23 protein-coding genes are annotated in these 22,393 nt (G+C 73.5%); 17 read left to right on the forward strand and 6 right to left on the reverse strand.

Features of this window, described 5'->3' with window-relative positions:
* Positions 1-18: 18 nt before the first annotated feature.
* From LMU33_RS01020 to LMU33_RS01035, 4 genes are all read left to right on the forward strand, one after another.
* Positions 19-297, forward strand: coding sequence for a hypothetical protein (locus tag LMU33_RS01020; protein ID WP_228616384.1), 279 nt, complete (start codon positions 19-21; stop codon positions 295-297).
* Positions 298-526: 229 nt separating this feature from the next.
* A complete protein-coding gene (locus tag LMU33_RS01025) occupies positions 527-2,050 on the forward strand; it encodes an FAD-dependent oxidoreductase (RefSeq protein WP_228616386.1) in 1,524 nt (507 codons plus the stop codon).
* A gap of 77 nt (positions 2,051-2,127) precedes the next feature.
* Positions 2,128-2,982: a polysaccharide deacetylase family protein gene (locus tag LMU33_RS01030; protein WP_228616388.1), complete on the forward strand. Its 855-nt coding sequence runs from the start codon at positions 2,128-2,130 to the stop codon at positions 2,980-2,982.
* Between the two features lie 18 nt (positions 2,983-3,000).
* On the forward strand, positions 3,001-3,183 hold the full coding sequence (locus LMU33_RS01035) for a hypothetical protein (protein WP_228616390.1): 183 nt from the start codon (positions 3,001-3,003) through the stop codon (positions 3,181-3,183).
* Here the strand turns inward: LMU33_RS01035 and LMU33_RS01040 are convergent.
* A complete protein-coding gene (locus LMU33_RS01040) occupies positions 3,175-3,846 on the reverse strand; it encodes an ABC transporter (RefSeq protein ID WP_228616392.1) in 672 nt (223 codons plus the stop codon). The genes LMU33_RS01035 and LMU33_RS01040 overlap by 9 nt on opposite strands.
* Positions 3,843-4,721, reverse strand: a complete 879-nt coding sequence (locus LMU33_RS01045) for an ABC transporter ATP-binding protein (protein ID WP_228616394.1) — start codon at positions 4,719-4,721, stop codon at positions 3,843-3,845. Before LMU33_RS01045 ends, LMU33_RS01040 begins: the two co-directional genes overlap by 4 nt.
* A 78-nt stretch (positions 4,722-4,799) precedes the next feature.
* Here LMU33_RS01045 and LMU33_RS01050 point away from each other — a divergent pair, with 78 nt between their 5' ends.
* The 7 genes from LMU33_RS01050 to LMU33_RS01080 all read left to right on the forward strand — a co-directional run bounded on the left by LMU33_RS01050 (position 4,800) and on the right by LMU33_RS01080 (position 12,000).
* A complete protein-coding gene (locus LMU33_RS01050) occupies positions 4,800-5,516 on the forward strand; it encodes an aminoacyl-tRNA hydrolase (RefSeq protein WP_228616396.1) in 717 nt (238 codons plus the stop codon).
* Positions 5,517-5,524: 8 nt separating this feature from the next.
* On the forward strand, positions 5,525-6,163 hold the full coding sequence (locus LMU33_RS01055; RefSeq protein ID WP_228616398.1) for a TetR/AcrR family transcriptional regulator: 639 nt from the start codon (positions 5,525-5,527) through the stop codon (positions 6,161-6,163).
* Positions 6,164-6,240: 77 nt separating this feature from the next.
* Positions 6,241-6,846: a TIGR03086 family metal-binding protein gene (locus tag LMU33_RS01060; protein WP_228616400.1), complete on the forward strand. Its 606-nt coding sequence runs from the start codon at positions 6,241-6,243 to the stop codon at positions 6,844-6,846.
* A 108-nt stretch (positions 6,847-6,954) separates the two neighbouring features.
* Positions 6,955-8,274 carry an MbnB/TglH/ChrH family RiPP precursor modification enzyme gene (locus LMU33_RS01065; protein ID WP_228616401.1) on the forward strand — a complete coding sequence of 440 codons (1,320 nt, stop codon included), beginning with the start codon at positions 6,955-6,957 and terminating at the stop codon, positions 8,272-8,274.
* Positions 8,275-8,562: 288 nt separating this feature from the next.
* Complete coding sequence (locus LMU33_RS01070; RefSeq protein WP_228616403.1) at positions 8,563-9,336, forward strand: DUF4142 domain-containing protein; 774 nt, start codon at positions 8,563-8,565, stop codon at positions 9,334-9,336.
* A gap of 97 nt (positions 9,337-9,433) precedes the next feature.
* Complete coding sequence (locus LMU33_RS01075) at positions 9,434-10,213, forward strand: TIGR04222 domain-containing membrane protein (protein ID WP_228616405.1); 780 nt, start codon at positions 9,434-9,436, stop codon at positions 10,211-10,213.
* Positions 10,214-10,362: 149 nt separating this feature from the next.
* Positions 10,363-12,000, forward strand: coding sequence for an alpha/beta hydrolase (locus LMU33_RS01080; RefSeq protein ID WP_228616407.1), 1,638 nt, complete (start codon positions 10,363-10,365; stop codon positions 11,998-12,000).
* 59 nt (positions 12,001-12,059) lie between these two features.
* Here LMU33_RS01080 and hemQ read toward each other — a convergent pair whose 3' ends face one another.
* Together hemQ and hemG are read right to left on the reverse strand one after the other, a co-directional pair.
* Complete coding sequence (hemQ, locus tag LMU33_RS01085; protein ID WP_228616409.1) at positions 12,060-12,791, reverse strand: hydrogen peroxide-dependent heme synthase; 732 nt, start codon at positions 12,789-12,791, stop codon at positions 12,060-12,062.
* A gap of 5 nt (positions 12,792-12,796) precedes the next feature.
* On the reverse strand, positions 12,797-14,335 hold the full coding sequence (hemG, locus tag LMU33_RS01090; protein ID WP_228616411.1) for a protoporphyrinogen oxidase: 1,539 nt from the start codon (positions 14,333-14,335) through the stop codon (positions 12,797-12,799).
* Positions 14,336-14,475: 140 nt separating this feature from the next.
* Here hemG and LMU33_RS01095 point away from each other — a divergent pair, with 140 nt between their 5' ends.
* Together LMU33_RS01095 and LMU33_RS01100 are read left to right on the forward strand one after the other, a co-directional pair.
* Entirely contained in the window at positions 14,476-15,456 is a 981-nt protein-coding gene (locus LMU33_RS01095) for a DUF4349 domain-containing protein (RefSeq protein WP_228616413.1), read from the forward strand.
* A 27-nt stretch (positions 15,457-15,483) separates the two neighbouring features.
* Positions 15,484-16,878, forward strand: coding sequence for an FAD-dependent oxidoreductase (locus tag LMU33_RS01100; RefSeq protein WP_228616415.1), 1,395 nt, complete (start codon positions 15,484-15,486; stop codon positions 16,876-16,878).
* On the opposite strand, the gene LMU33_RS01105 is transcribed toward LMU33_RS01100, so the two are convergent.
* Entirely contained in the window at positions 16,875-17,144 is a 270-nt protein-coding gene (locus LMU33_RS01105; protein WP_228616417.1) for a hypothetical protein, read from the reverse strand. The genes LMU33_RS01100 and LMU33_RS01105 overlap by 4 nt on opposite strands.
* A gap of 91 nt (positions 17,145-17,235) precedes the next feature.
* Between LMU33_RS01105 and LMU33_RS01110 the strand changes: the two genes are divergently transcribed.
* Entirely contained in the window at positions 17,236-18,060 is an 825-nt protein-coding gene (locus LMU33_RS01110) for a rhomboid family intramembrane serine protease (protein ID WP_228616419.1), read from the forward strand.
* Between the two features lies 1 nt (position 18,061).
* Here LMU33_RS01110 and hemE read toward each other — a convergent pair whose 3' ends face one another.
* Positions 18,062-19,102: a uroporphyrinogen decarboxylase gene (hemE, locus tag LMU33_RS01115; protein WP_228616856.1), complete on the reverse strand. Its 1,041-nt coding sequence runs from the start codon at positions 19,100-19,102 to the stop codon at positions 18,062-18,064.
* A 150-nt stretch (positions 19,103-19,252) separates the two neighbouring features.
* On the opposite strand from hemE, the gene LMU33_RS01120 reads away from it, so the two are divergent.
* The 3 genes from LMU33_RS01120 (at position 19,253) to LMU33_RS01130 (ending at position 22,286) form a co-directional block, all read left to right on the forward strand.
* Entirely contained in the window at positions 19,253-19,930 is a 678-nt protein-coding gene (locus LMU33_RS01120) for a DUF3000 domain-containing protein (protein ID WP_228616421.1), read from the forward strand.
* Positions 19,931-20,210: 280 nt separating this feature from the next.
* Positions 20,211-20,867 carry a response regulator transcription factor gene (locus tag LMU33_RS01125; RefSeq protein WP_228616423.1) on the forward strand — a complete coding sequence of 219 codons (657 nt, stop codon included), beginning with the start codon at positions 20,211-20,213 and terminating at the stop codon, positions 20,865-20,867.
* A 129-nt stretch (positions 20,868-20,996) separates the two neighbouring features.
* Positions 20,997-22,286, forward strand: a complete 1,290-nt coding sequence (locus LMU33_RS01130; protein WP_228616425.1) for a ribonuclease D — start codon at positions 20,997-20,999, stop codon at positions 22,284-22,286.
* Positions 22,287-22,393 lie beyond the last annotated feature (107 nt).

Here is a 22,393-nt window from a genome sequence, read left to right on the forward strand (position 1 = left end):
CACACCCATGGAGATGACATGCGCAGACTTCGCAAGGCCGCCGTCCTGCTCGCCGCGCTCGGCAGCGTGAGCCTCCTGCCCGCCGGCCCCGCATACGCCGGCGGCGGGCACGACGACGAGGGCAAGGTCATGCAGAGCTCCAACTGCAAGGACCACGACCTGAACCTCGACGTTCTGGGCGAGGTCGGCATCCTCAACGGTCTGCTGGGCAACGCGCTCAACGGCGAGGGCGACCCGGGCGCCCAGGCCACCCACATCGGCTCGACCATGGGCTGCAACAACAGCGTCGGCAGGTAACAGGCCGGTCCAGACCCCATGACGGCGGACAGCGGTGGCGGGCCGGGCATCCGGTGGCCGGCCCGCCACCCGTCACCGGCATGGAATGTGTGGCGACCTCACGCGCGCACGGGATGCACGGTGGAGCATCCCTATGCACGCGTGAGGTCGCCGCGCCCGTTTGGGCCACCTGCGGCACGGCGCCGCCCGGACACGGTGAGCGGCACGCCCGGGCGGGTACCCGGCGGCCATGCAGACGCAGCGGCACATCACCGACTCGTACTGGCTCCGGACCGCACCGGGGCCGTCCCGTCCCGCGCTGAGCGAGGACCTGGACGTGGAGGTGGCCGTCGTCGGCGCGGGCATCGCCGGGCTCAGCACCGCACACGAACTGGCCCGGGCCGGGCTGCGGGTGGCGGTGCTGGAGGCCGGACGGGCGGCGGCCGGAGTCACCGGATACACCACGGCCAAGCTGACCGCCCAGCACACCCTCGTCTACGACCGGCTGCGGCGCACCCGCGGCCCTCAGGGCGCGCGGCTGTACGCCCGCTCGCAGTCGGAGGCGATCGAGCACTCGGCGGCACTGGTGGCCGAGCTGGGCATCGACTGCGAGTGGGAGACACGGGACGCGTACACGTATGTGCGGGACCGGTCACGCCTGGACGAGGTGCGGGCCGAGGCGAACGCGGCGCGGGAGGCGGGGCTGGCGGCCGCGTTCACGACGGAGACCGGGCTGCCGTTCCCGGTGGCGGGCGCGGTCCGGGTGACCGGGCAGGCGCAGTTCCACCCGGTCAAGTACCTGCGGGCGATCACCGACGACCTCGTGGCGCGCGGCGGTCAGGTGTACGAGCGGACGCGGGTCGTCGGCCTGCAGGAGGGCGGCGAGCCCTGCCGTCTGACGACCGAGGCGGGCCACACGGTCACCGCCCGGGACGTCGTGATCGCCACCCACTACCCGGTGTTCGACCGGGCCCTGCTGTTCGCCCGGCTCTCCCCGCGCCGGGAACTGGTCGTCGCGGGGCCGCTGGGCGAGGACCCCGATCCGCAGGGCATGTACATCACACCGGAGGAGAACACCCGCTCGGTTCGTACGGCGCCCTACGGCGCGGACGGGCAGCGGCTGCTGGTCGTCACCGGCGAGCACTTCACGCCCGGCACCGGCGATGTGCGGGCCCGCTTCGACGGCCTCGCCGCGTGGGCCGAGGAGCACTTCCCGGGTGTGGAGCTGGACCAGGCCTGGGCCACCCAGGACAACGACTCCACCGACACCGTGCCGCTGGTCGGCCCCTTCCACCCGGGCACCCGGCACACCTACGTCGCCACCGGTTTCGGCGGCTGGGGACTGAGCGGCGGCATCATGGCCGGGCTGCTGCTGACCTCGCTGATCACCGGACGGGGCTGTGCCTGGCGCGAGCTGTACGACCCGCGGCGGCTGAAGTCGGTGGTGCGCGAGGCGCCGTCGCTGCTGAGGACACAGGCGGAGGTGGCCCGGCACTTCGTCGGCGACCGGCTGAAGCCGCCCGCCTCGGTGGACGACCTGGCGCCCGGCGACGGGGCGGTGGTCCGGACGGCCGGCGGCCGGCTCGCGGTGCACCGGGACGAGGAGGGCGCCGTGCACGCGGTCTCGGCCCGCTGCACCCACCTCGGCTGCCTGGTCGCCTTCAACCGGGCCGAACGCGCCTGGGAGTGTCCCTGCCACGGCTCGCGCTTCGACGTCGACGGCACGGTGCTCCAGGGCCCGGCGGTACGACCGCTGGAGCGGCGTGACCTGTGAGGCCGCGCGGGTGACCCCGCCGCCGCAACGCCGGGCATATCACCATACAACTGGTCATTCGGTCCTACGGTCATACGGTGACCCCACGAGTACGCCGTATCACCGCCGTCTGTCTCCTCGGCGCGGCTCTCGCCGCCTGTGGTGGCGCGGGCCCCTCGGGCAGTGTCCGTCGGGCCCCGGCACCGTCCCCCGTCTCCGCCTCCCCGCCCGCCTCGCGCCCGCCCGTGCTCGCCCCGGGTCCGGCCGGCCTGACCCCGGTCTTCGCGCACGGCCCGCGCACCCTGGGCAAGACGGTCGCGCTGACCTTCGACGCCGACATGACCGCCGCCCAGGGACCCCGCGCCGCCGCCGGCGAGCACTTCGACAACCCGGACCTCATCGGGGCCCTGCGCGCGCTGAAGGTGCCGGCGACGATCTTCATGACCGGTCGCTGGGCCGACGAGTACCCGACCGAGGCCCGCAGCCTCGGCCACGACCCGCGGTTCGAGGTCGCCAACCACTCCTACAGCCACTACGCGTTCACCGCCGACTGCTACGGCCTGCCGGTCGTCGAGGCCGGCAGGATGCGGTCGGACGTGGAGCGGGCGTACGCCTCCCTGCGCAAGGCGGGCGTGCCGCACCCGCTGCCCTACTTCCGCTTCCCCGGCGGCTGTTACGACCGGCGGGCGCTGCGCGCGCTCAGCGGGCTCGGAGTGACCGCCGTGCAGTGGGACGTGGTGAGCGGCGACGCGTTCGCCACCGACGCCGACGCCGTGACCCGGCAGGTGCTGGACGGGGTGAAGCCCGGCTCGGTGGTCGTCATGCACTGCACCCGCAGCGCCGCCCCCACGACCGAGCGGGTCGTCCGCGCGGTCGTACCGGAACTGCGCAGGCGCGGCTACCGGTTCGTGAAGGTCTCCGAGCTGATCGGCGAGACCAGCGGACACCGCTGACGGTCCTACGCTGGAGGCATGAGCGACGAGGACTACTGCACGGTCGTCCAGGCGGCGAAACCGCCCAAGGCCGACGGGCCGCCGTATGCCGAGTGCGTGCTGTGCCGGGAGCCGACGGAGTACCCGGAGTCGTACAAGGGCATCACGCTGTGCCCGGTGTGCGAGTGGCAGGAGGCTCAGCGCACGGCTTATTCAGGGTGACCGGCGGGCGGTGAGCCGGGCGGCCACGGCGAAGGCCACGGCCGTGAGCAGGGTGGCGCCGGCCGCCGGCAGCAGCGGCAGCGGCGCCCGGCCGGTCCGCGAACCGCTGACCAGGCCGCTGACCGCGGCCTGCGCCGGGGAGCCGGTGAGCACCACCGCCAGCAGCGCGCCCAGCAGCATCGCGGGCACCGCGCGGCCGGTGGAGCGCAACAGCGGCCGGTTGGTGAGCGCGCCGACGGCCGCGCCGAGCAGCGCACAGGTCAGCGTGGCCGGCAGGCCGGCCGCGGCCGCCCGCAGCAGGGGTACGCGGATCTGGTGCCCGTTGCTCGCCGGATCGCTGATCAGCGTCACCACCACGGTCGCCACCACACCGAGCGCCACCGACGCGAGCAATGCGGTCAGCAGGCAGGCGAGGTGCGCCCGGGCGGGGCCCCGGGCGGCGGCGACACAGGCGCGGGCCGCGTCCGGCTCGCCGGTGACACAGATCCGCACCAGCCACGCGGCCACCGGAAGCAGACCGGCGGCCGTGTAGCCGAGCGAGTCGAGGACGGGCTGGCCGCTCTGCACGCCGATCCCGAGGAACGCGGCGTACAGGATCACCGGCGGCAGCCAGCGCTGGGAGCGCAGCAGCAGGTCGGCCTGGTAGCGCAGAAGTGCGGTCATGGGCGGCTTCCGGGGTTCGGTGCGGGGTCGTCGGGGGGCGGAGCGACGCTCACGACGTGCCAGGGCGGGCGCGCCGTGAGCAGGGTGCGCAGGACGACGTCGGAGTGGGAGGCGGCGATGCCGAGGCGGTAGGTGCCGGGAGCGGTCTCCTCGGCGGAGGCGGCGGCCCGGGCCGCGTCGGGCGGCAGCTGCCCGCCGGCCGGTCCGCGCACGGTGACGAGGGTGAGCGGCCCGGCCGGTGAACTGCCCGAGTCCGTACGGAGTTCGAGTCCGCCGTCGAGCACGGTGTACGTCGCCTCCGGCGCCCCGGCCAGCCGGCGCGGGTCGTGGTCGACGAAGACCACGGCGCCCCCGGCGGCGGTACGCTCGGCCACCGCCCGCTCCAGTTCGGCCCGCGCCGCCGCGTCCAGTCCGGTCCACGCCTCGTCCAGCACCAGCAGCTCCGGATCGCCGAGCAGGGCCTGCGCGACGGCCACCTTCTGGCTGCTGCCCTTCGACAGCTGCGCCATGGGCGTACCGGCGTACGCCGCGGCACCGAAGCGCTCCAGCCAGGATCCTGCGGCGCGCCGTGCCGTCCCACGGCTCAGGCCGTGCACCGTGCCGAGGTGGGTGAGATAGCCGAGGGCGGTGAAGGGGAGGGCCGAAGGGAAGCGTTCCGGGACGAACGCCGTGCGCGGGCGGCCGGTGACGCGGCCCTCCGTCGGCGCGTCCAGGCGGGCGAGCAAGCGGAGCAGGGTGGACTTTCCGGTGCCGTTCGCTCCTTCTATGCGGGTGAGGGTTCCGGGGGTGACGGTGAGGTCGACGCCTCTTAACACCCAGGGGCCGCGGATGCCGTAGCGGCGGCCTACGGCGGTCAGTCGTAGGTCATGTTGCATGGGGGCATTGTGGCTGGTCGAGCCCGAGCGGCGGAGCCGTGGACCGGGACTGCCCCGCCCCGTTTAAGGTTGGCTGGTGTGAGCCATGTTTCAGCCTCGCCCGGAGACAACCCCTTCACCTCCGAGCGCAATCCACGCGACGAAGCCCCCCAGTTCGTGCTGCCCCTCGTCGTGCGGATCGAGAAGAGCGCGCCGCCGGCGCGTACCGACGCGCTGGAGACGGCCGCGCGGGCGGTGCTGGTGCTGCTCGGGGACGAGCGGGCGCACGGGGACGGCGCGTGGGCCGAGGCGGTGCGGAGCTGGGAGGACGCACGGATCCGCAAGGTCGTCCGGCGGGCCCGGGGCGCCGAGTGGCGGCGGGCCGAGGCACTGCCGGGCATCACGATGACCGGCAAGGCCGCGGAGGTACGGGTGTTCCCGCCGATCCCGCTCGACGGCTGGCCCAAGGACCTGGCCAAGCTCCAGGTGTCCGGCACCGAGCTGGACGACCCGGAGCCGCCCGTCGCCGCCGACCCGGTCCAGCCGGTGCTGTGGCTGAACCCCGGGCTGGAGATGTCGGCCGGAAAGGCGATGGCGCAGGCCGGGCACGCTGCCCAGCTGGCCTGGTGGGCGCTCTCCGACACCGAGCGCGCCGCCTGGCGGGACGCGGGCTTCGCGCTGGCCGTCCGTACAGCCGACCCCGCCGACTGGGCACGGCTGACCGGCAGCGGGCTGCCGCTCGTCCGGGACGCCGGCTTCACGGAGATCGCGCCGGGCAGCTGCACGGTCGTCGCCGACCACCCGGCGCTGCGCTAGGAGGTCCGATGACGCGGGTCGACGGGCGGGTCGAACGGGGCAACCGCACCCGCCGGCTGGTGCTGCGCCGCACGGTGGAGATCGCCTCGGTCGAGGGCCTGGAGGCGCTCACCGTCGGCCGTCTCGCCGCCGAGCTGGAGCTGAGCAAGAGCGGGGTGTTCGCGCTCTTCGGCTCCAAGCAGGAACTGCAGCTGGCCACCATCCGGGAGGCTGTCCGGATCTACACCGAGCGGGTGCTCCGGCCCGCCGCCGAGACCCCGCCCGGCCTCGGCCGGCTGTGGCGGCTGTGCGAGCTGTGGCTGGAGTACTCGCGGAGCCGGGTGTTCCCGGGCGGCTGCTTCTTCTACGGCGCCATGGCCGAGTTCGACGCGCGGACGGGGCCCGTGCACGACGCCGTGGTCCGTGCGCAGCGCGACTGGTCGGCCCATGTCGAGCGCACCGTCGAGGAGGCCCGTACGGCGGGTGAGCTGCGCGCAGGCACCGATGTCGCGCAACTCGCCTTCGAGCTGGTCGCGTTGCTGGAGACGGCGAACGCCCTGTCGGTGCTGCACGACGAGGAGAGCGCGTACGGCAGGGCACGGGTGGCCATCGCGGAGCGGCTGCGCGGTGCGGCTGCGGAGGGTGTCCCACTCCCCCAATCCCCTTGACAACTGGTGCGGTTGAGGGGCCGCACGACGGTGAAAAAGAATAAGCACGTCCGTTCGCTTTGTTTTAGGCTCGGGTCATGACTCTGACCGGAGCGGACTTCGTCGAACTCGACCGGATCGCCGTCCAGGAGGCGGTGCGCGTGGTGGACCTGGCCACGGACGCGGACTGGCGCCGGGACACCCCCTGCGCGGGCTGGACCCTGCGGCGGCTGGTCGCGCACATGACCGCACAGCACCTCGGGTTCGCCGCCGCGGCGCGCGGAGCGGGCCGGGAGCCGGAGTACTGGCAGGAGCAGGACGACATGGGTGAGCCCGCCCGGGCGCACCGGTCGGCCGCGGCAGCGGTGCTCGGGGCCTTCGCCGAACCGGGCGTGACGGAAAGGGAGTTCATACTGCCGAACCTCGGCGGCGTCCCCGGCGGCCGAGCCGTCGGCTTCCACTTCGTCGACCATGTGGTGCACGCCTGGGACGTCGCCGCCGCCCTCGGCACCATGCCGGCATTGCCCGAGCACGTCCTCGTCGCGGCGCTCGGCGTGGCCCGGCGGGTGCCGACCGACCCGGCCCGGCGCGGCCCCGGCTCCCCCTTCGCCCCGGCGCTGGAGGTGCCCGAGGGCGTCGGCCCGCTGGAGGAGGCGCTGCGCCTGCTGGGGCGCAGTCCGGAGCGGTGGCCGGTCCGGGGCTGAAGCTCAAATGTTGCTCTGAACACGGCACGGAGGAGGTTCGGGTGCGGCCGCCGGGGCCATACCCCCGCTATTCGCCAGGGAGGGCACGTCACTCGGAGGAGGGGGACCATGCGGCGACTGGGCACGGGGATCGGCTGGCGGCCGGAGATCGCGGACGCCGTGGAGCGCATGCCCGGCATCGACTGGGTGGAGGTCGTGGCGGAGAACATCTGTCCCGGCCACCTTCCCGAGTCGCTGCTGCGGCTGCGCGAGCGCGGCGCGACCGTGATCCCGCACGGCGTCTCCCTCGGCCTCGGCGGCGCCGACCGCCCCGAGGAGGCGAGGCTGAGGGCGCTGGCGGAGCGTGCGGAGGCCCTCGGTTCTCCCCTCGTCACCGAGCACATCGCGTTCGTCCGCGCGGGCGGCCCGCTCACCGCCTCCCCGCGCCTTGAGGCCGGGCACCTGCTGCCGGTGCCGCGCACCAGGGACGCCCTCGACGTGCTCTGCGAGAACGTGCGCATCGCGCAGGACGCCCTTCCCGTGCCGCTGGCCCTGGAGAACATCGCCGCGCTGTTCTCCTGGCCGGACGAGGAGCTGACCGAGGGGCAGTTCCTGTCCGAGCTGGTCGAGCGCACCGGCGTACGGCTCCTGATCGACGTGGCCAACCTGCACACCAACCACGTCAACCGCGGAGAGGACCCGGCCGAGGCGCTGGCCGCGCTGCCCGTGGAGGCGATCGCCTACGTCCATGTCGCGGGCGGCTTCGAGCGGGACGGCGTATGGCACGACAGCCACGCCCACCCCGTGCCGCGCCCGGTGCTCGACATCCTGACCGCCCTCGCCGCCCGCACCGCGCCGCCCGGCGTCCTCCTGGAGCGGGACGAGAACTTCCCCGAACCGGCCGAGCTGGAGCGGGAGTTGACGATGATCCGGGAAGCGGTGACGGCTGGGCGCGGGCGGGCCGACGGCGGTACGGGGACCGGTGCGGCCGGTGGCGCGGCCGGCGGGGGTGTCGCCGTCCTGGCGAGGCCGGCGGTCCGTGCGCGCGAACGGCTCGCTGTCGCCCAGGCCGCCGTACTGTCCTCACTGGTGGCCGGAACGCCGGTGCCCGAGGGGTTCGACCGGGTGCGGATGGGGGTGCAGGCACGCGCCCTCGCCTCGAAGCGGGCGGACGTGGTGGCGAAGGTGGCGCCCGAGCTGCCGGTCGTTCTCGGCGACGGGTACCGGGCGGCGTTCCTGGAGTACGCCCGGGTGCGGCCGATGACGGGGGGCTACCGCCGGGATGCCCTGGACTTCGCCGGGCACCTGCTCGGGTCCGGCCGGCCGCAGGACGCGGAGGCCCGGCGGCGGCTCCGGGAGTGGTGGCTGGACCGGGCGGGCCCGCGCCCGAGGTCCGGCGGCGGGAGGCTGGCCCGGGTGGCGCGAAAGGTACTGCTCCGGGGGGCCTGACGGGTACCCCGGGTCCCGGCCGAGCGGGTGCGGGGCCGCTCACCGGCGCTCACATGGTGCCGCCGCGCCCCACCGTGCCGCACCAGCGGCACGACTGCCCGCAGCCAGAGCGCCCCGAAGGGGCGCGAAGACCCGCGCGACCAGCCACATCGCACCCGCAGCCGCCCACGCACCGTACTGCAGCGGCGTCCATGCGTACCCGGCCGAACCCTCCTTCGCGGCCGAGTAATATGCCGCCCGCACCCACCACCCATGCACAGTCGCGTGCGGTGCGCTACAGGAGGCGTCATGCGACCCCGACCCCCGATCAAGGGCCGAGGCATATTCAGCGGCACAGGCCTCGTCATCGCGGCCCTCGCGGCGACCGCGGCGGCGCTGCTCTACCCGCTCTGGTCGTACGCCGACCGCCCGAGCCCGGCGGCCGGTGCGACCGTCCTGAGCGCCCAGACCGTGACGACGCCCTACGGCCCCCTGTCCGCGCAGGACCGGGACTTCATCGCCAAGATCCGGCTGGCGGGACTGTGGGGGCTGCCCGCCGGCGAACTGGCGGAGCGCAAGGGGACCACGGCGGCCGTGCGCACGGCGGGCGGGCACCTGGTCGACGGGCACACCTCGCTGGACGCGCATGTCCGCACCGTCGCCGCCCAGCTCGGCGTACCGCTGCCCAACGAGCCGGACGAACAGCAACAGCAGTGGCTCGCCACCCTGAAGACGGCGCAGGGGCAGGACTTCGACCGCCGGTTCGCCGGCCTCGTGCGGTTCGCCCACGGCCGGGTCTTCGCGCTGGCCGCCCAGGTCCGGGCCGACACCCAGAACTCCCTGGTCCGCGATCTCGCCGACGACGCGAACGCGACCGTCCTGGACCACATCAAGGTCCTGGAGGCGACCGGTTACGTCGACTTCGCCGCGCTCGCGCGGGACCTGGCCTCCTCGCCCACGCCCGTACCGACGCCGCCGGCCGTCGACCCGACTGCGGCCGTGCCGGTCACCCCGTCGCCGGCCGGGTCGTACTCCCTGCCGCCCGCCACCACCAGCCCGCCGCCGACGGCGACCGGCTTCTGACCTGGGCGGGAAACGGAACGTCACAGACCGCTAACACTGTGTCCGGATGATGAACAGGGCATGGCGTTCACCCAGGCCTCTGGCATAGAAACACGTCATGTTCTGGGTCCTTCTTCTGCTTCTGGCCTGGGCTTTCGCCGGTACGGCGTGCACCCGGCTGTGCCTGGCGGCTGTCCGCGCGGCAGCCCTGGACGCGCATGCCATGACGGCGGACCGGGAGCACGATCTGACGCTGTACGAGGCGGCCTTCCTCTCCGGCGGCCCGGCCCGGGTCGCCGATGTGACGATGGTCTCCATGGCCCGCCAGCGACGCCTGCTGCTCGCGCACACCGGCTGGGCCACCGTCGTGGACCCCGAGGGACGCGACGAGATGGAGCAGTCCGTCATAGGGGCCATAGGCCCGGAGGGGCAGTCGCGCATCGCACCCGCCCGCGCCCGGGCGGCCGGCGCCGACGCCGTACGGCGCCTGGCCGACCGGCTGGTGCGCGCCGGTCTCGCCGTCCCCGACGGCGTCGGTGCGACCGTGGGCGCCGCAGTCCGTCAGGTGCGCGCCGCCGTGCCGGCCGTGGCGGTGCTCGGGGCGACCGCGCTGCTGCTGCCCGTCCGGACCGGGACGCCACGGCTGCTGGTCGGTCTGTGGTTCGCCCTGCCCCTCATCCTGTCGCTGAGCTGCCTCGCCATCGCCCGGTTCGAGGTGCATCCGTACTCGCGCTGGGCTTCCCCGGCCGGGCAGCGGCTGCTGGGCGCGCTGGTGCGCAGGCCCGCCGGCGACGAGCGGTCGTTTCTCACCTCGGTCGCCGTACGCGGGATCCGCGCGATCGGCGAGCCGCAGCTGCGCGCCGCCTTCACCCACCGCGACCAGCCCTGGCGGGAGTGAGGGCCTCTTCGAGGGGCGCATAGGGGGCATTGGCGCCGACACCGGCCGGGTGGTGCTTGCCTTCGCCGTCAGCCGAACGAAATATCCCTTTTGTTGTCGCGGGACATGGCAGCCGTGCCATCGCCGCCTCCGCAACGAAGGGATACGCGATGAGAGCTGCCGCTCTGTACTCGGCCGCCGGGTCCTTGCTCCTGACCAGCCTGGCCGCCGCACCGGCGGGCGGGGCGGCCGGCGCGCCCGCTGCCCCGGGCACGGCCGAGTTGCGCGGCACCGAGGTGGCCGTGGCCCGCGCCCGGGCGGCGGGCATCGACTTCGGCGTGTGTTCCCCGGCCGACGTGCCGAAGGCGCCCAGCGGTGTGCGGTGCGGCACGGTGACCGTCCCCCTCGACTACGCCCACCCGGACGGCGCCCAGATCAAACTGACCGTCAGCCGGATCCCGGCGTCGCAGAAGGACCCGCGCAACAGCAAGCGGAAGGTCCCCCGGCAGGGCGCCCTCGTCTACAACCCGGGCGGCCCGGGCGGGTCCAGCATGTACTTCCCGCTGGTCGGCGCGGTCCCGCAGTGGCAGCGGATCGCCGCCGCCTACGACCTGGTCGGCTACGCCCCGCGCGGCGTGGGCCGCTCCGCGCCGCTGTCCTGCGAGGACCCGAAGACCTTCGTCAAGGGGCCCACCGCGTCGCCGGCGCACCCGACGGAGACGTACAAGCGGCAGCGCATCGCCCAGGCCAAGGCGTACGCCCGCGGGTGCGCCCGGCGCTCCGGCGGCAAGCTGCGCTACTACACCTCGCTGAACAACGCCCGGGACCTGGACGTGCTGCGGGCCGCGCTGGGCGAGGACCGGCTGACGTTCATGGGAGCCTCGTACGGCACCTACTTCGGCGCGGTGTACGCGGCGATGTTCCCCTCGCACGTACGGCGCATGGTGCTGGACTCGGCGGTGGACCCCGCCCCGGAGAAGATCTGGTACCGGAACAACCTCGACCAGTCGGCCGCGTTCGAACAGCGCTGGGCGGACTTCCGGGGCTGGATCGCCCGCCACGACGACGTCTACAAACTCGGTGACACCCCCGAGAAGGTGCAGCGCAGCTACGACACCGCGCGCGAGCGGCTGGCCGGGAAGGCCGCCGACGGGAAGGTCGGTCCCGGCCAGTTGCAGGGCGCGTTCCTGCAGGCCGGGTACAACGACAGCTACTGGCCCAGCCGCGCCGAGGCGCTGTCGGCCTATCTGCGCGGCGATGCCAAGCCGCTGGTCCGGCTGGCCGCGCCGAGCGCGGCGGCGGCCGCGGAGGCGGAGAACATCAACGCGGTCTACACGGCCGTGGAGTGCAACGACGCTCCCTGGCCCACGGACTGGAAGGTGTGGGACCGGGACAACACCAGGCTCGCCCGGGTGGCGCCGTTCGAGACGTGGGACAACGCGTGGATGAACCTGCCCTGCGCCTACTGGCCGGCACCCCGGCAGCGGCCCCTGGACGTGCGGACGGGGCGGGGCGAACTGCCGCCGGTCCTGATCCTGGCGGCCGAGCGGGACGCGGCGACGCCGTACCAGGGGGCGCTGGACATGAACCGGCGGCTGGCCGGCTCGGTGCTGGTGACCGAGCGGGACGCGGGGACGCACGGGATCGGCGGCGGGCCCAACAAGTGCGTCAACGGCCACCTCGATGCGTACCTGCTGGAGGGCCGCGTTTCCGGGCGGCGCGCGTCGTGCGCGCCGCACCGGTTGCCTCCGGCGGCCGGGCCGGCAAAACAGTCCGAGCGAGCCTCTGTGAAGAGCGGCCGGAGCTGAGTGCCCACGGGGCGCAGCCCCTGTCGACACAGCCCCGCGCCCCTTGCGGGGCGGGCGCCTCAGGCCAGGCCCGCCACCAAGTCGCCGATGTCCTTGCGGCGGCCCGTGAAGAACGGGATCTCCTCGCGGACGTGCCTGCGGGCCTCGGAGCCGCGCAGATGGCGCATGAGGTCGACGATGCGGTAGAGCTCGTCGGCCTCGAAGGCCAGGATCCACTCGTAGTCGCCGAGGGAGAACGAGGCGACCGTGTTGGCGCGCACGTCCGGGTAGCCACGGGCCATCTTGCCGTGGTCGGCGAGCATGCGGCGGCGGTCCTCGTCGGGCAGCAGGTACCAGTCGTAGGAGCGCACGAAGGGGTAGACGCTGACGTAGTTGCGGGGCGTCTCGTCGGCGAGGAACGCCGGGATGTGCGAGCGGTTGAACTCCGCCGGGCGGTGCAGCGCCATGTTCGACCACACCGGCGTGAGGGCGCGGCCCAGCTTCGTGCGGCGGAACAGGTTGTACGCCTCCTGCAGCTGGTCGCTGGTCTCGGCGTGCCACCAGATCATGAGGTCGGCGTCGGCGCGCAGGCCGGAGACGTCGTAGGTGCCGCGGATCGTCACGTCCTTGGCGGCGAGCTGGTCGAACAGCTCCTGGACCTCGTCGGCGTAACCCGTGCGGTCCTCCGGCAGTACGTCCTTGAGCTTGAAGACCGACCAGAGGGTGTAGCGGATGACCTCGTTGAGGTCCTTGGCCAGCTTGCCCTTGTTCGGGATCCTGCCGGACTCGGTGGTGGGGGCGTCGTCACTCATGGTCCCTATTCTCCCGCTCCGCCGTGGAGGCTCTGCACCGGGTTGGCCGTAAGCTCCCGGATTCCGCTCAGGTCGCCGTCGAGCTGGTCGACGGCCGCGTACGCGCCGGCGATGCATGCCGGGATGCCGACGCCGTCGTACTGCGCGCCGCACACCGCGAGGCCCGGCAGCTTGGCGACGTGCTCGCGGATGCGGGCCACGCGCGCGTGATGCCCGACCGGGTACTGCGGCAGGCCGTCGGTCCAGCGGGTGACCCGGCTGTGGAGGGGCACGGCGTCCAGGCCGGTGGCCTCGCGCAGGTCGTGCCGGGAGACCTCGACCAGGCCGGCGTCGTCCCGCTGGAGGATCTCCGTCTCGCCGTGGCGGCCCACGGAGGTGCGCAGCACGAGCACGTCCGGGTCCTCCTCGGCGATCCAGCCCCACTTCTGGGAGGCGAAGGTCGAGGCCTTGATGGTGCGCCCGTCGACGGGAGGCACGAGGAAACCGCTGCCCTCCGGCAGCTTCAGGTCCGCGCGCCGGTAGGCGAGGGTGACCAGCGCCATCGAGGCGTACTCGACGGCGGCGAGCTCGGCCGCCGCGGCCGGGGCCTCGGCGCGCAGGAGGCCGGCGGCCGCACCGGCCGGGACGGCGAGGACGACCGCGTCCGCGTGCAGCACCCGGTCCCCGGCGACGACGCGCCATACCGCGTGCGGGCCCTCGGACGCACCAGCGCCCCCCGGCACGCCCGCACGGCCGGCGGCCGACGACCCGCGCGCGGCGCTCGGCTCCGCCGTGCCGACCCGGCGCAGTTCCCGCACCGGCGTGCCGGTCAGAATCTCTCCGCCGCACGCGCGCACCGACTCCGCGACCGCGAGCGGCAGGGTGCCCACGCCGCCCTCGATGCCCATGAAGACCGGCCCCGTCTGCTGGTTGGCGGCCGCCTTGGCCTGGATCTCGCGGACGCCCTCCGTGAGGGAGGTGTGGGTGCGGGCGGCCTGGAAGAGCTGCGGGACGGCCGAGCGCATCGAGATGCGGTACGCGTCGCCCGCGTACACCCCGCCGAGCAGGGGCTCCACCAGGCGGTCGACGACCTCGCGGCCTAGGCGCGCGGCCACGTACTCCCCCACGGCCACGTCGTCGCCGATCTCGGTGCGCGGCAGGCCGGCGTCGCGTTCGATGCGGGCCAGGCCCTCGTCGGAGAGCACGCCGGAGAGCGCGGCGGCGGTGCCGGGGACGCCCATCACATGGCCCTTGGGCATGGGGCGCAGGGCGCCGCGGGTCCAGATCGAGGCGGTCGCGGTGGCCGGCGCCTGGAGCCGCTCGGTCAGGCCGACCTCGCGGGCGAGGGTCACGGCCTCGGGGCGGCGGGCGAGCATCGACTCGGCGCCCAGGTCGACCCGCACGCCCGCGATCTCGCCGGGCAGCAGCTTGCCGCCGACCCGGTCCGCGGCCTCCAGCACGGTCACGCGCATGCCGCGCCCGAGCAGCCGGTGCGCGGCGGCCAGCCCGGCGATACCGGCTCCGATGACGACGACATGCCCCGTACGTGAACCCGTTGCGTTCATGCCTCCCACTCTCTCAGACGCCGCTGACACTCCAGCCGGGGCCGGAGGTCCTGCGCACCGGCGGCCGTTGGCCGAACGTTCCGGCACGTCCGGCCGTCGTAGGAGCGTCATCGGCCGCAGAGCCCCCGGGGGTACCGCCCATGCGCACATCACGTTCCGCACGACCCGCACGACCCGCACACCCCGCCAGGGCCCTGGCGGGAATCCTGCTCGCCGCCTCCCTCGCCCTCGCCGCATGCGGCGGCGCGGACGACTCGGGCGGCGGTGCCTCGGCGAAGTCGGCGGGGAACGGCGCCGACGCGGCCGCCGCACCGGGCGCGGCCGGCAGCGCCAAGCCGGCGACGCCCAGGACACCACGGCTCACCCAGAACGCGATCATCCGCACCGCGTCCCTCACCCTGCAGGTGAAGGACGTGCCCGAGGCCCTGGACCGGGCCCGTGCCACCACCGAGGACGCGGGCGGCTACGTCGGCAAGGAGAGCACGAGCCGGGACGCCGGCGGCCATGAGCACACCCGGGTCGTACTGCGCGTGCCCGGCGCGAAGTACGACGAGGTGCTCGCCGGGCTCCAGGGGACGGGCCGGCTGATCGACCGTACGGCCCAGGCGGAGGACGTCACCGACCAGGTGGTGGACGTCGACAGCCGCATCAGGTCGCAGCGGGCCAGCGTCGACCGGATCCGTGCGCTGATGGCCCGGGCGAACAGGCTGAGCGATGTGGTCGAGCTGGAGGGCGAGTTGAGCAGCCGTCAGGCCGACCTGGAGGCGCTGCTGGCCCGGCAGGCGTCCCTGAAGGACCGCACGAGCCTCGCCACCATCACGCTGTCGCTGTCCGGGACGCCGGTGAAGAAGGCGTCCGGTGACGACTCCCCCGGCGTCGTGGACGCCCTGTCCGGCGGCTGGCACGTGTTCGTGACCGTGCTGCGCTGGATCGTCCTCGCGCTCGGCGCCGCCCTGCCGTTCGCGGTGTGCGCGGCGCTGCTGACGCTGCTGTGGCTGCGGGTCGTACGGCCCAGGCTGCCGCACCGCCGGGAGCCCGCGCCCGCGACGACCGCGCCGGGCCCGCTGCCGTCGGCCCGCCCGGCGCCGGAACCTGCCGAGGAGCGGCCGGACCGGGACTGAAATGCCCGGGCCCCGTAGCGTGTTCCCATGAGCATGGGTGACGGGCGGGGCGGGACGGAACGACTGGTCGTGATCGGCGGCGACGCCGCGGGCATGTCCGCGGCGTCGCAGGCACGCCGGCTGAAGAAGCCCGGCGAACTGGAGATCGTGGCCTTCGAACGCGGCCACTTCACCTCCTTCTCGGCGTGCGGCATCCCGTACTGGGTGGGCGGCGACGTCCCCGAGCGCGACGACCTGATCGCCCGCACGCCCGAGGAACACCGGGCGCGCGGCATCGATCTGCGGCTGCGCACCGAGGTCACGGAGATCGACGCGGCCGGACAGCGGGTACGCGCGCGTGACGTCGATTCCGGCGCCGAGTCCTGGACGTCGTACGACAAGCTCGTCATCGCGACCGGCGCGCGCCCGGTCCGCCCCGGCCTGCCCGGCGTGGACGCCCCGGGGGTGCACGGTGTGCAGACCCTGGACGACGGCCAGGCCCTGCTGGAAACGCTGGCACGCACGCGTGGCCGCAGAGCGGTGGTCGTGGGTGCCGGCTACATCGGCGTGGAGATGGCTGAGGCGCTGATCAACCGCGGTTACGAGGTGACGGTCGTCAACCGCGGCAAGGAGCCCATGTCGACGCTCGATGCGGACATGGGGTGCCTGGTGCACCGGGCCATGGAGGGCCTCGGCATCACCATGGTCAACGACGCCGAGGTGACCAAGATCCTCACCGGAGAGGACGGCCGGGCCCGCGCGGTGGTCACGCAGGACGCCGAGTTCCCGGCGGACGTGGTGGTCCTCGGCATCGGTGTCCGCCCGGAGACCGCGCTCGCCGGGGCCGCGGGCCTCCCCCTCGGCGCCCACGGCGGCCTGCTCACCGACCTCGCGATGCGGGTGCGCGGCTACGAGAACATCTGGGCGGGCGGCGACTGCGTGGAGGTGCTGAACCTGGTCTCCGGCCGGGACCAGTACGTCCCGCTCGGCACCCACGCCAACAAGCACGGCCAGGTCATCGGCACCAACGCCGGCGGCGGTTACGCCACGTTCCCGGGCGTGGTCGGCACGGCGGTCAGCAAGGTCTGCGACCTGGAGATCGCCCGCACCGGTCTGCGCGAGAAGGACGCCGACCGGGTGGGCCTGCGGTACGAGACCGTCACCATCGAGTCCACCAGCCGCGCCGGTTACTACCCCGGCGCCTCCCCGATGACGGTCAAGATGCTCGCCGAACGCCGCACGGGCCGGCTGCTCGGCGTCCAGATCGTCGGCAGGGAGGGCGCGGCGAAGCGGGTCGACATCGCCGCGGTGGCGCTGACCGCGCGGATGACGGTGGAACAGATGACGGCCCTGGACCTGGGCTACGCCCCGCCCTTCTCCCCGGTGTGGGACCCGGTCCTGGTGGCGGCGAGAAAGGCGGCGGCGAAGGTACGCGCCTCCTAGGCCGTTCCGCTGATGCGCGGCAGCGCGGAGACGGCTGCCGGCGGCTGCTCCCCCGCCGGTTTCGCGTGCGTGGCGGCCGGCCGGGCCGACCGCAACCGGTAGCTGACCGCCTCGTCCAGCGTCACGGGCCGCTGCATCTGCGAAGCCAGCCGTCCGGCCTCCTGGCCGAGCCGCGCGACGTCCTCCCAGGGGAGCCGTACGACCAGGGAGATCTCCGCCTCGCCGTCGGGCAGCGCATGCATCGGAAGAGTGATTCGTTCGCTCATCGCCTGTCCTCACGTCGGTTGAGGAGAGATACGCACCCCCGCCCCACGCCGTTCACCGATTCGCCCGCCGCATCCCGGGCACTACTTCTGTGTGGTCATCCCCGTCCATGACGTGAACCCGGTGCGCCGCACCCCCTGGGTGACGTACGCCCTCATCGCCGCGAACGTCCTGGTGTTCGTCAGCACGCCCGGCATAGCCGGTTCCGTCGCCGGCGGCAGCGACCTGGCGCAGTTGTGCCATCTGCAGGCCTTCATGGACCACTACGCAGCGGTCCCCAGAGAGCTGATACACCATCAGATACCCCGACTGGTGCCGACCGGCGGCGTCGGCGTGGGTCCGCGCGGCCCGGGCTGTGTCGTGGGCCCCCCGCACTACGACAAGTCGCCGCCGCTGTCGGTCTTCACGGCGATGTTTCTGCACGGCAGTTGGCTGCACCTGCTCGGAAACATGCTCTTCCTGCTGATCTTCGGCAACAACGTCGAGGACCGGATGGGCCACATCCGCTTCTTCCTCTTCTACGTCGTCTGCGGTTACGCGGCCGGATACGGTTTCGCGCTGCTCAACGACGCCTCGGGCGACCCGCTGATCGGCGCGTCCGGCGCGATCGCGGGGGTGCTCGGCGCCTACATCGTGCTGTGGCCCAGGGCGCGGGTGTGGGTCCTCGTCCCGTTCCTGGTCTTCCTGCCGCTCAGGCTGCCCGCCTGGCTGGTGCTGGGCTTCTGGTTCCTGCTGCAGGCGGTCTACTCGTCCGGGCACGGCGTGTCCGGGGCGGGCACGGTGGCGTACGCGGCGCACGTGGTCGGATTCGTGGCCGGCATGCTGCTGGCCTGGCCGCTCAAGCCGGGCACGCCGCCCCCGCCGGAACCGCGCGGCCTGCTGTTCGGCAGGCGGGCGCGGCCCCGTTACACCTGGTGAGTCAGCGGGCGGTCGCGGTGTGGACGTAGTCCACGAGCCGGGTCAGCGCGTCCGGGTCGGTGTTCGGCAGCACGCCGTGGCCGAGGTTGAAGACATGGCCCTCCAGGCCGGCGGCCGCGTCCAGCACCTCGCGGGCCCGGGCCTCGACGGTGTCCTTGTCGGTGAACAGGACCGTGGAGTCGAGGTTGCCCTGGAGCGCCTTGCCTGGGCCGACGCGGCGCTGCGCCTCGTCCAGCGGGACGCGCCAGTCGACGCCGACCACGTCCGCGCCGGCCTCGCCCATGAGCTTCAGCAGCTCACCGGTGCCGACGCCGAAGTGGATGCGGGGTACGCCGTAGCCGGCCACAGCGTCGAAGACCTTCGCGGAGGCGGGCATGACCGAGCGCCGGTAGTCCGCCGGGGCGAGGGCGCCGACCCAGGAGTCGAACAGCTGGACCGCGCTCGCGCCGGCCTCGATCTGCACCTTGAGGAAGGCGGCCGTGATGTCGGCGAGGCGGTCCAGCAGGTCGGCCCACAGCTCGGGGTCGCCGTACATCATCGCCTTGGCGTTCTCGTACGTGCGAGAGGGTCCGCCCTCGACCAGGTAGCTCGCGAGGGTGAAAGGCGCGCCCGCGAAACCGATCAGCGGGGTCTGTCCGAGTTCCTCGGTGAGCAGGCCGATCGCCTCGGTGACGTAGGAGACGTCCTCGGGCGTGAGGTCGCGCAGCCGGGCCAGGTCGGCGCGGGTGCGGATGGGCTCCTCGACGACCGGGCCGACGCCCGGCTTGATGTCCAGGCCGAGGCCGATGGCCTTCAGCGGGACGACGATGTCGCTGTAGTAGATCGCCGCGTCCACGTGGTGGCGGCGCACCGGCTGCAGCGTGATCTCGGTGACCAGCTCGGGCCGCATGCAGGACTCGAGCATGGGGATGCCCTCGCGCACCTTGCGGTACTCGGGCAGGGAGCGGCCGGCCTGGCGCATGAACCACACCGGCGTGTGCGGCACGGGTTCGCGCCTGCACGCCTTGAGGAAGGCGCTGTCGTACGTCGCTGTCGGCTGCATGCTGGTCTTGGCGGTCACGGGGCAAGTTTCGCATGCCCGAGGAGCGGGCCTCGCGCGGTGCCGGGGTCGCCGGCCCATGGCACGACTGCCCGCGGCCACCTGCTGTGTCTTGCTCTGCACAAAGCCGCGGTTCCCCTTACTCTTCCCCGCATGGCTGCGGCTCACGGACGAATGTCGGACAGCGCTGACGGAATGGACGACGTGAAGGACACCGAGGAGGCGGACCGGCGTTCCGGTACTCCGGACCCGCCGGCTTTCCGGGCCGCGGTCGACGCCCTGCGCAGCAGCCGGCTGCGGCCGCAGGTCGAGGTGGAACCCACGCCCGCCCCGCAGCGGCTCGCCCCGTACGCGTACGCGCTCGAGGCCGTGGTGATCGACGGCGAGCAGGAACTGGCCGACGGCCGGCTGGTGCTGCTGCACGACCCGGCGGGGCACGACGCCTGGCGCGGAACCTTCCGGCTGGTGACGCTGGTGCGTGCGGAGCTGGAGTCGGAGATGGCCGCCGATCCGCTGCTGCCCGAGGTGTGCTGGTCGTGGCTGACCGGGGCGCTGCAGGCGCGGGGGCTCGGCTACGGCGAGCCGAGCGGGACGATCACGCGCGCGAGCTCGCACTACTTCGGCGGGCTGGCCGAGCGGCCGGCGGCCTCGCAGATCGAGATCCGGGCGTCCTGGACGCCCCGTGAGGGCCTCGGCGGGGTGCCGGACACGGGCTCCCACCTGGCCTCCTGGTGCGATCTGCTGGCCCAGGTCGCGGGGCTGCCGCCGGCCGGTCCGGGCGATGCCTCGGTGGTGACGCTGCCACAGCGCAGGGGCCCGCAGTCACGGTGAGCGAACCGGTCGGACCGGGGTTTCATCCGCATGGGCGCCTTATTGACCATCTCTTTGTCGATACGGCCACTTTCCGTCCCCGAATCGCACCGGCTTGAACCGACTCGATCTTCCGATGATCGATCGCGCGTCCGAATTGCACAGATTGTTACTCACTAGATCGTGATCATTCTCTAAAGGCGGACGAGTTTGCTGCCGAAGACGACTGTGACCTTGAAAGCACGGTTCGTCCCGGCTTCTTCCCCCAAGCCGGCCCCGTCCCCCCCACCCAGGAGGCCTGGTGTCCGTTCTCCTCGAGCAGCCCGCAAGCCTGGTCGCCTACCGCCCGAACAAGCCGACCGCCATGGTGGTCGTGGCCGACCCGCGCGTCCGTTCCACCGTCACCCGCCATCTGTGGGCGCTCGGCGTGCGCGATGTCATCGAAGCCTCGTCCATCGCGGAGGCTCGTCCCCGCATCGGCAACCCGCGCGACATCTGCGTCGCCGACGTCCATCTGCCCGACGGCTCCGGCCTGACCCTGCTGTCCGAGACCCGCGCCGCGGGCTGGCCCAACGGGCTGGCGCTGTCCGCCGCCGACGACATCGGCGCGGTGCGCAACGCGCTGGCGGGCGGGGTCAAGGGTTACGTCGTCACCGGCACCCGTACCAACCTCGGCCTGCCCACCCGGCCCGGCGCCGCTCCCCTCGGCGCCACCCGGATGCACCGCCGCCCCCCGGGTTCCCCGAGCCACCCGGGCGGCTACCGCGAGCTGTCCGGTCGCGAGGTCGAGGTGCTGCGGTTGGTCGCGGAGGGCCAGTCGAACAAGGCGATCGGCGTCTCCATGGGCCTGTCCGCCCTGACCGTCAAGAGCCACCTCGCCCGCATCGCCCGCAAGCTGGGCACCGGCGACCGGGCCGGCATGGTGGCCGTGGCCCTGCGCACGGGGATCATCCACTGAACGGTCCGCAGCAGCGGACGGTTGACTGAACCGCGCCTTTCACCGACCTGACTGGTTTACGACCCTCCGGCGCCCGTCGACGGAACGTTCCGTCGACGGACGCCGTCGACACACGGATACCCTTGACAGGTGACCGACGCCCAAGACACCGCAGCAGACAGCGCCCTGCGCACCACCGGAGGCACTCCTCCGGACGACGCCGGATCTTCTGTGATGGGGGCGCCGACACCGCTGCTCGAACCCCGCGAGGGCATTCCGCCCGTCGTCGCCGACGAGGCCGCGCTCGCCGAGGTGGTCGCCGCCTTCGCCGCGGGCTCCGGCCCGGTCGCCGTCGACGCCGAGCGCGCCTCCGGATACCGCTACGGCCAGCGCGCCTACCTGGTGCAGCTGCGCCGCGAGGGTTCCGGGACGGCGCTGATCGACCCCATGGGCTGCCCCGACCTGTCCGGGCTCGGCGAGGCGCTGTCCGGCGTCGAGTGGGTGCTGCACGCCGCCACCCAGGACCTGCCCTGCCTGCGCGAAATAGGCCTGGTCCCGGCCCGGCTCTTCGACACCGAGTTGGCTGGCCGGCTCGCCGGGTTCCCGCGGGTCGGTCTCGGCGCCATGGTCGAGAACGTGCTCGGCTTCGTCCTGGAGAAGGGCCACTCCGCCGTCGACTGGTCGACCCGGCCGCTCCCCGAGCCGTGGCTCAGGTACGCCGCGCTCGACGTGGAACTCCTCGTCGACCTGCGCGACGCCCTGGAGAAGGAGCTGGACCGGCAGGGCAAGCTGGAGTGGGCCCTGCAGGAGTTCGACGCGATCGCGGCCGCGCCGCCGGCCGAGCCGAGAAAGGACCCGTGGCGCCGTACGTCCGGGATGCACAAGGTGCGCAGGCGCCGGCAGCTCGCTGTCGTACGCGAGTTGTGGGAGACGCGGGACCGGATCGCGCAGCGGCGGGACGTGTCGCCGGGCAAGGTGCTCAGTGACGCCGCCATCGTGGAGGCGTCACTCGCTCTTCCGGCCAACGTCCACGCCCTCGCGGTGCTGAACGGGTTCGGGCACCGGATGGGGCGGCGGCAGCTGGAGCAGTGGCAGGCGGCGGTCGACCGGGCCAAGGCCCTGCCGGATTCCGCGCTGCCTCAGCCGGGTCAGCCCGTGACCGGGCCTCCGCCGCCCCGGGCCTGGGCCGACAAGGACCCCGCCGCCGCGGCCCGGCTGGCCGCGGCCCGGGCGGGGGTCACCGCCCTTGCCGAGCAGCTCAACATGCCTCAGGAGAACCTGGTGTCCCCGGACACGGTCCGGCGGATCTGCTGGGAGCCGCCGAAGGTGGTCGACGCCGGGTCGGTGGAGACCGCGCTGGCCGGGTACGGTGCGCGGGCGTGGCAGGTGGAACTGGTGACACCGCTGCTGGTGTCGGCGCTGTCGGCGAAGGGCGCCTAGCCGCCGAGACGTCTCACCTGGTCGCTCCTCGCAGGGACGTCGAGATCACGCCAAGATCCTGGGACGGCATGTACAGGAACGCGATGGAGAAGTGGCAGACGCCGTAC

The organism is Streptomyces barringtoniae (assembly GCF_020819595.1).
Lineage (GTDB): Bacteria > Actinomycetota > Actinomycetes > Streptomycetales > Streptomycetaceae > Streptomyces > Streptomyces barringtoniae.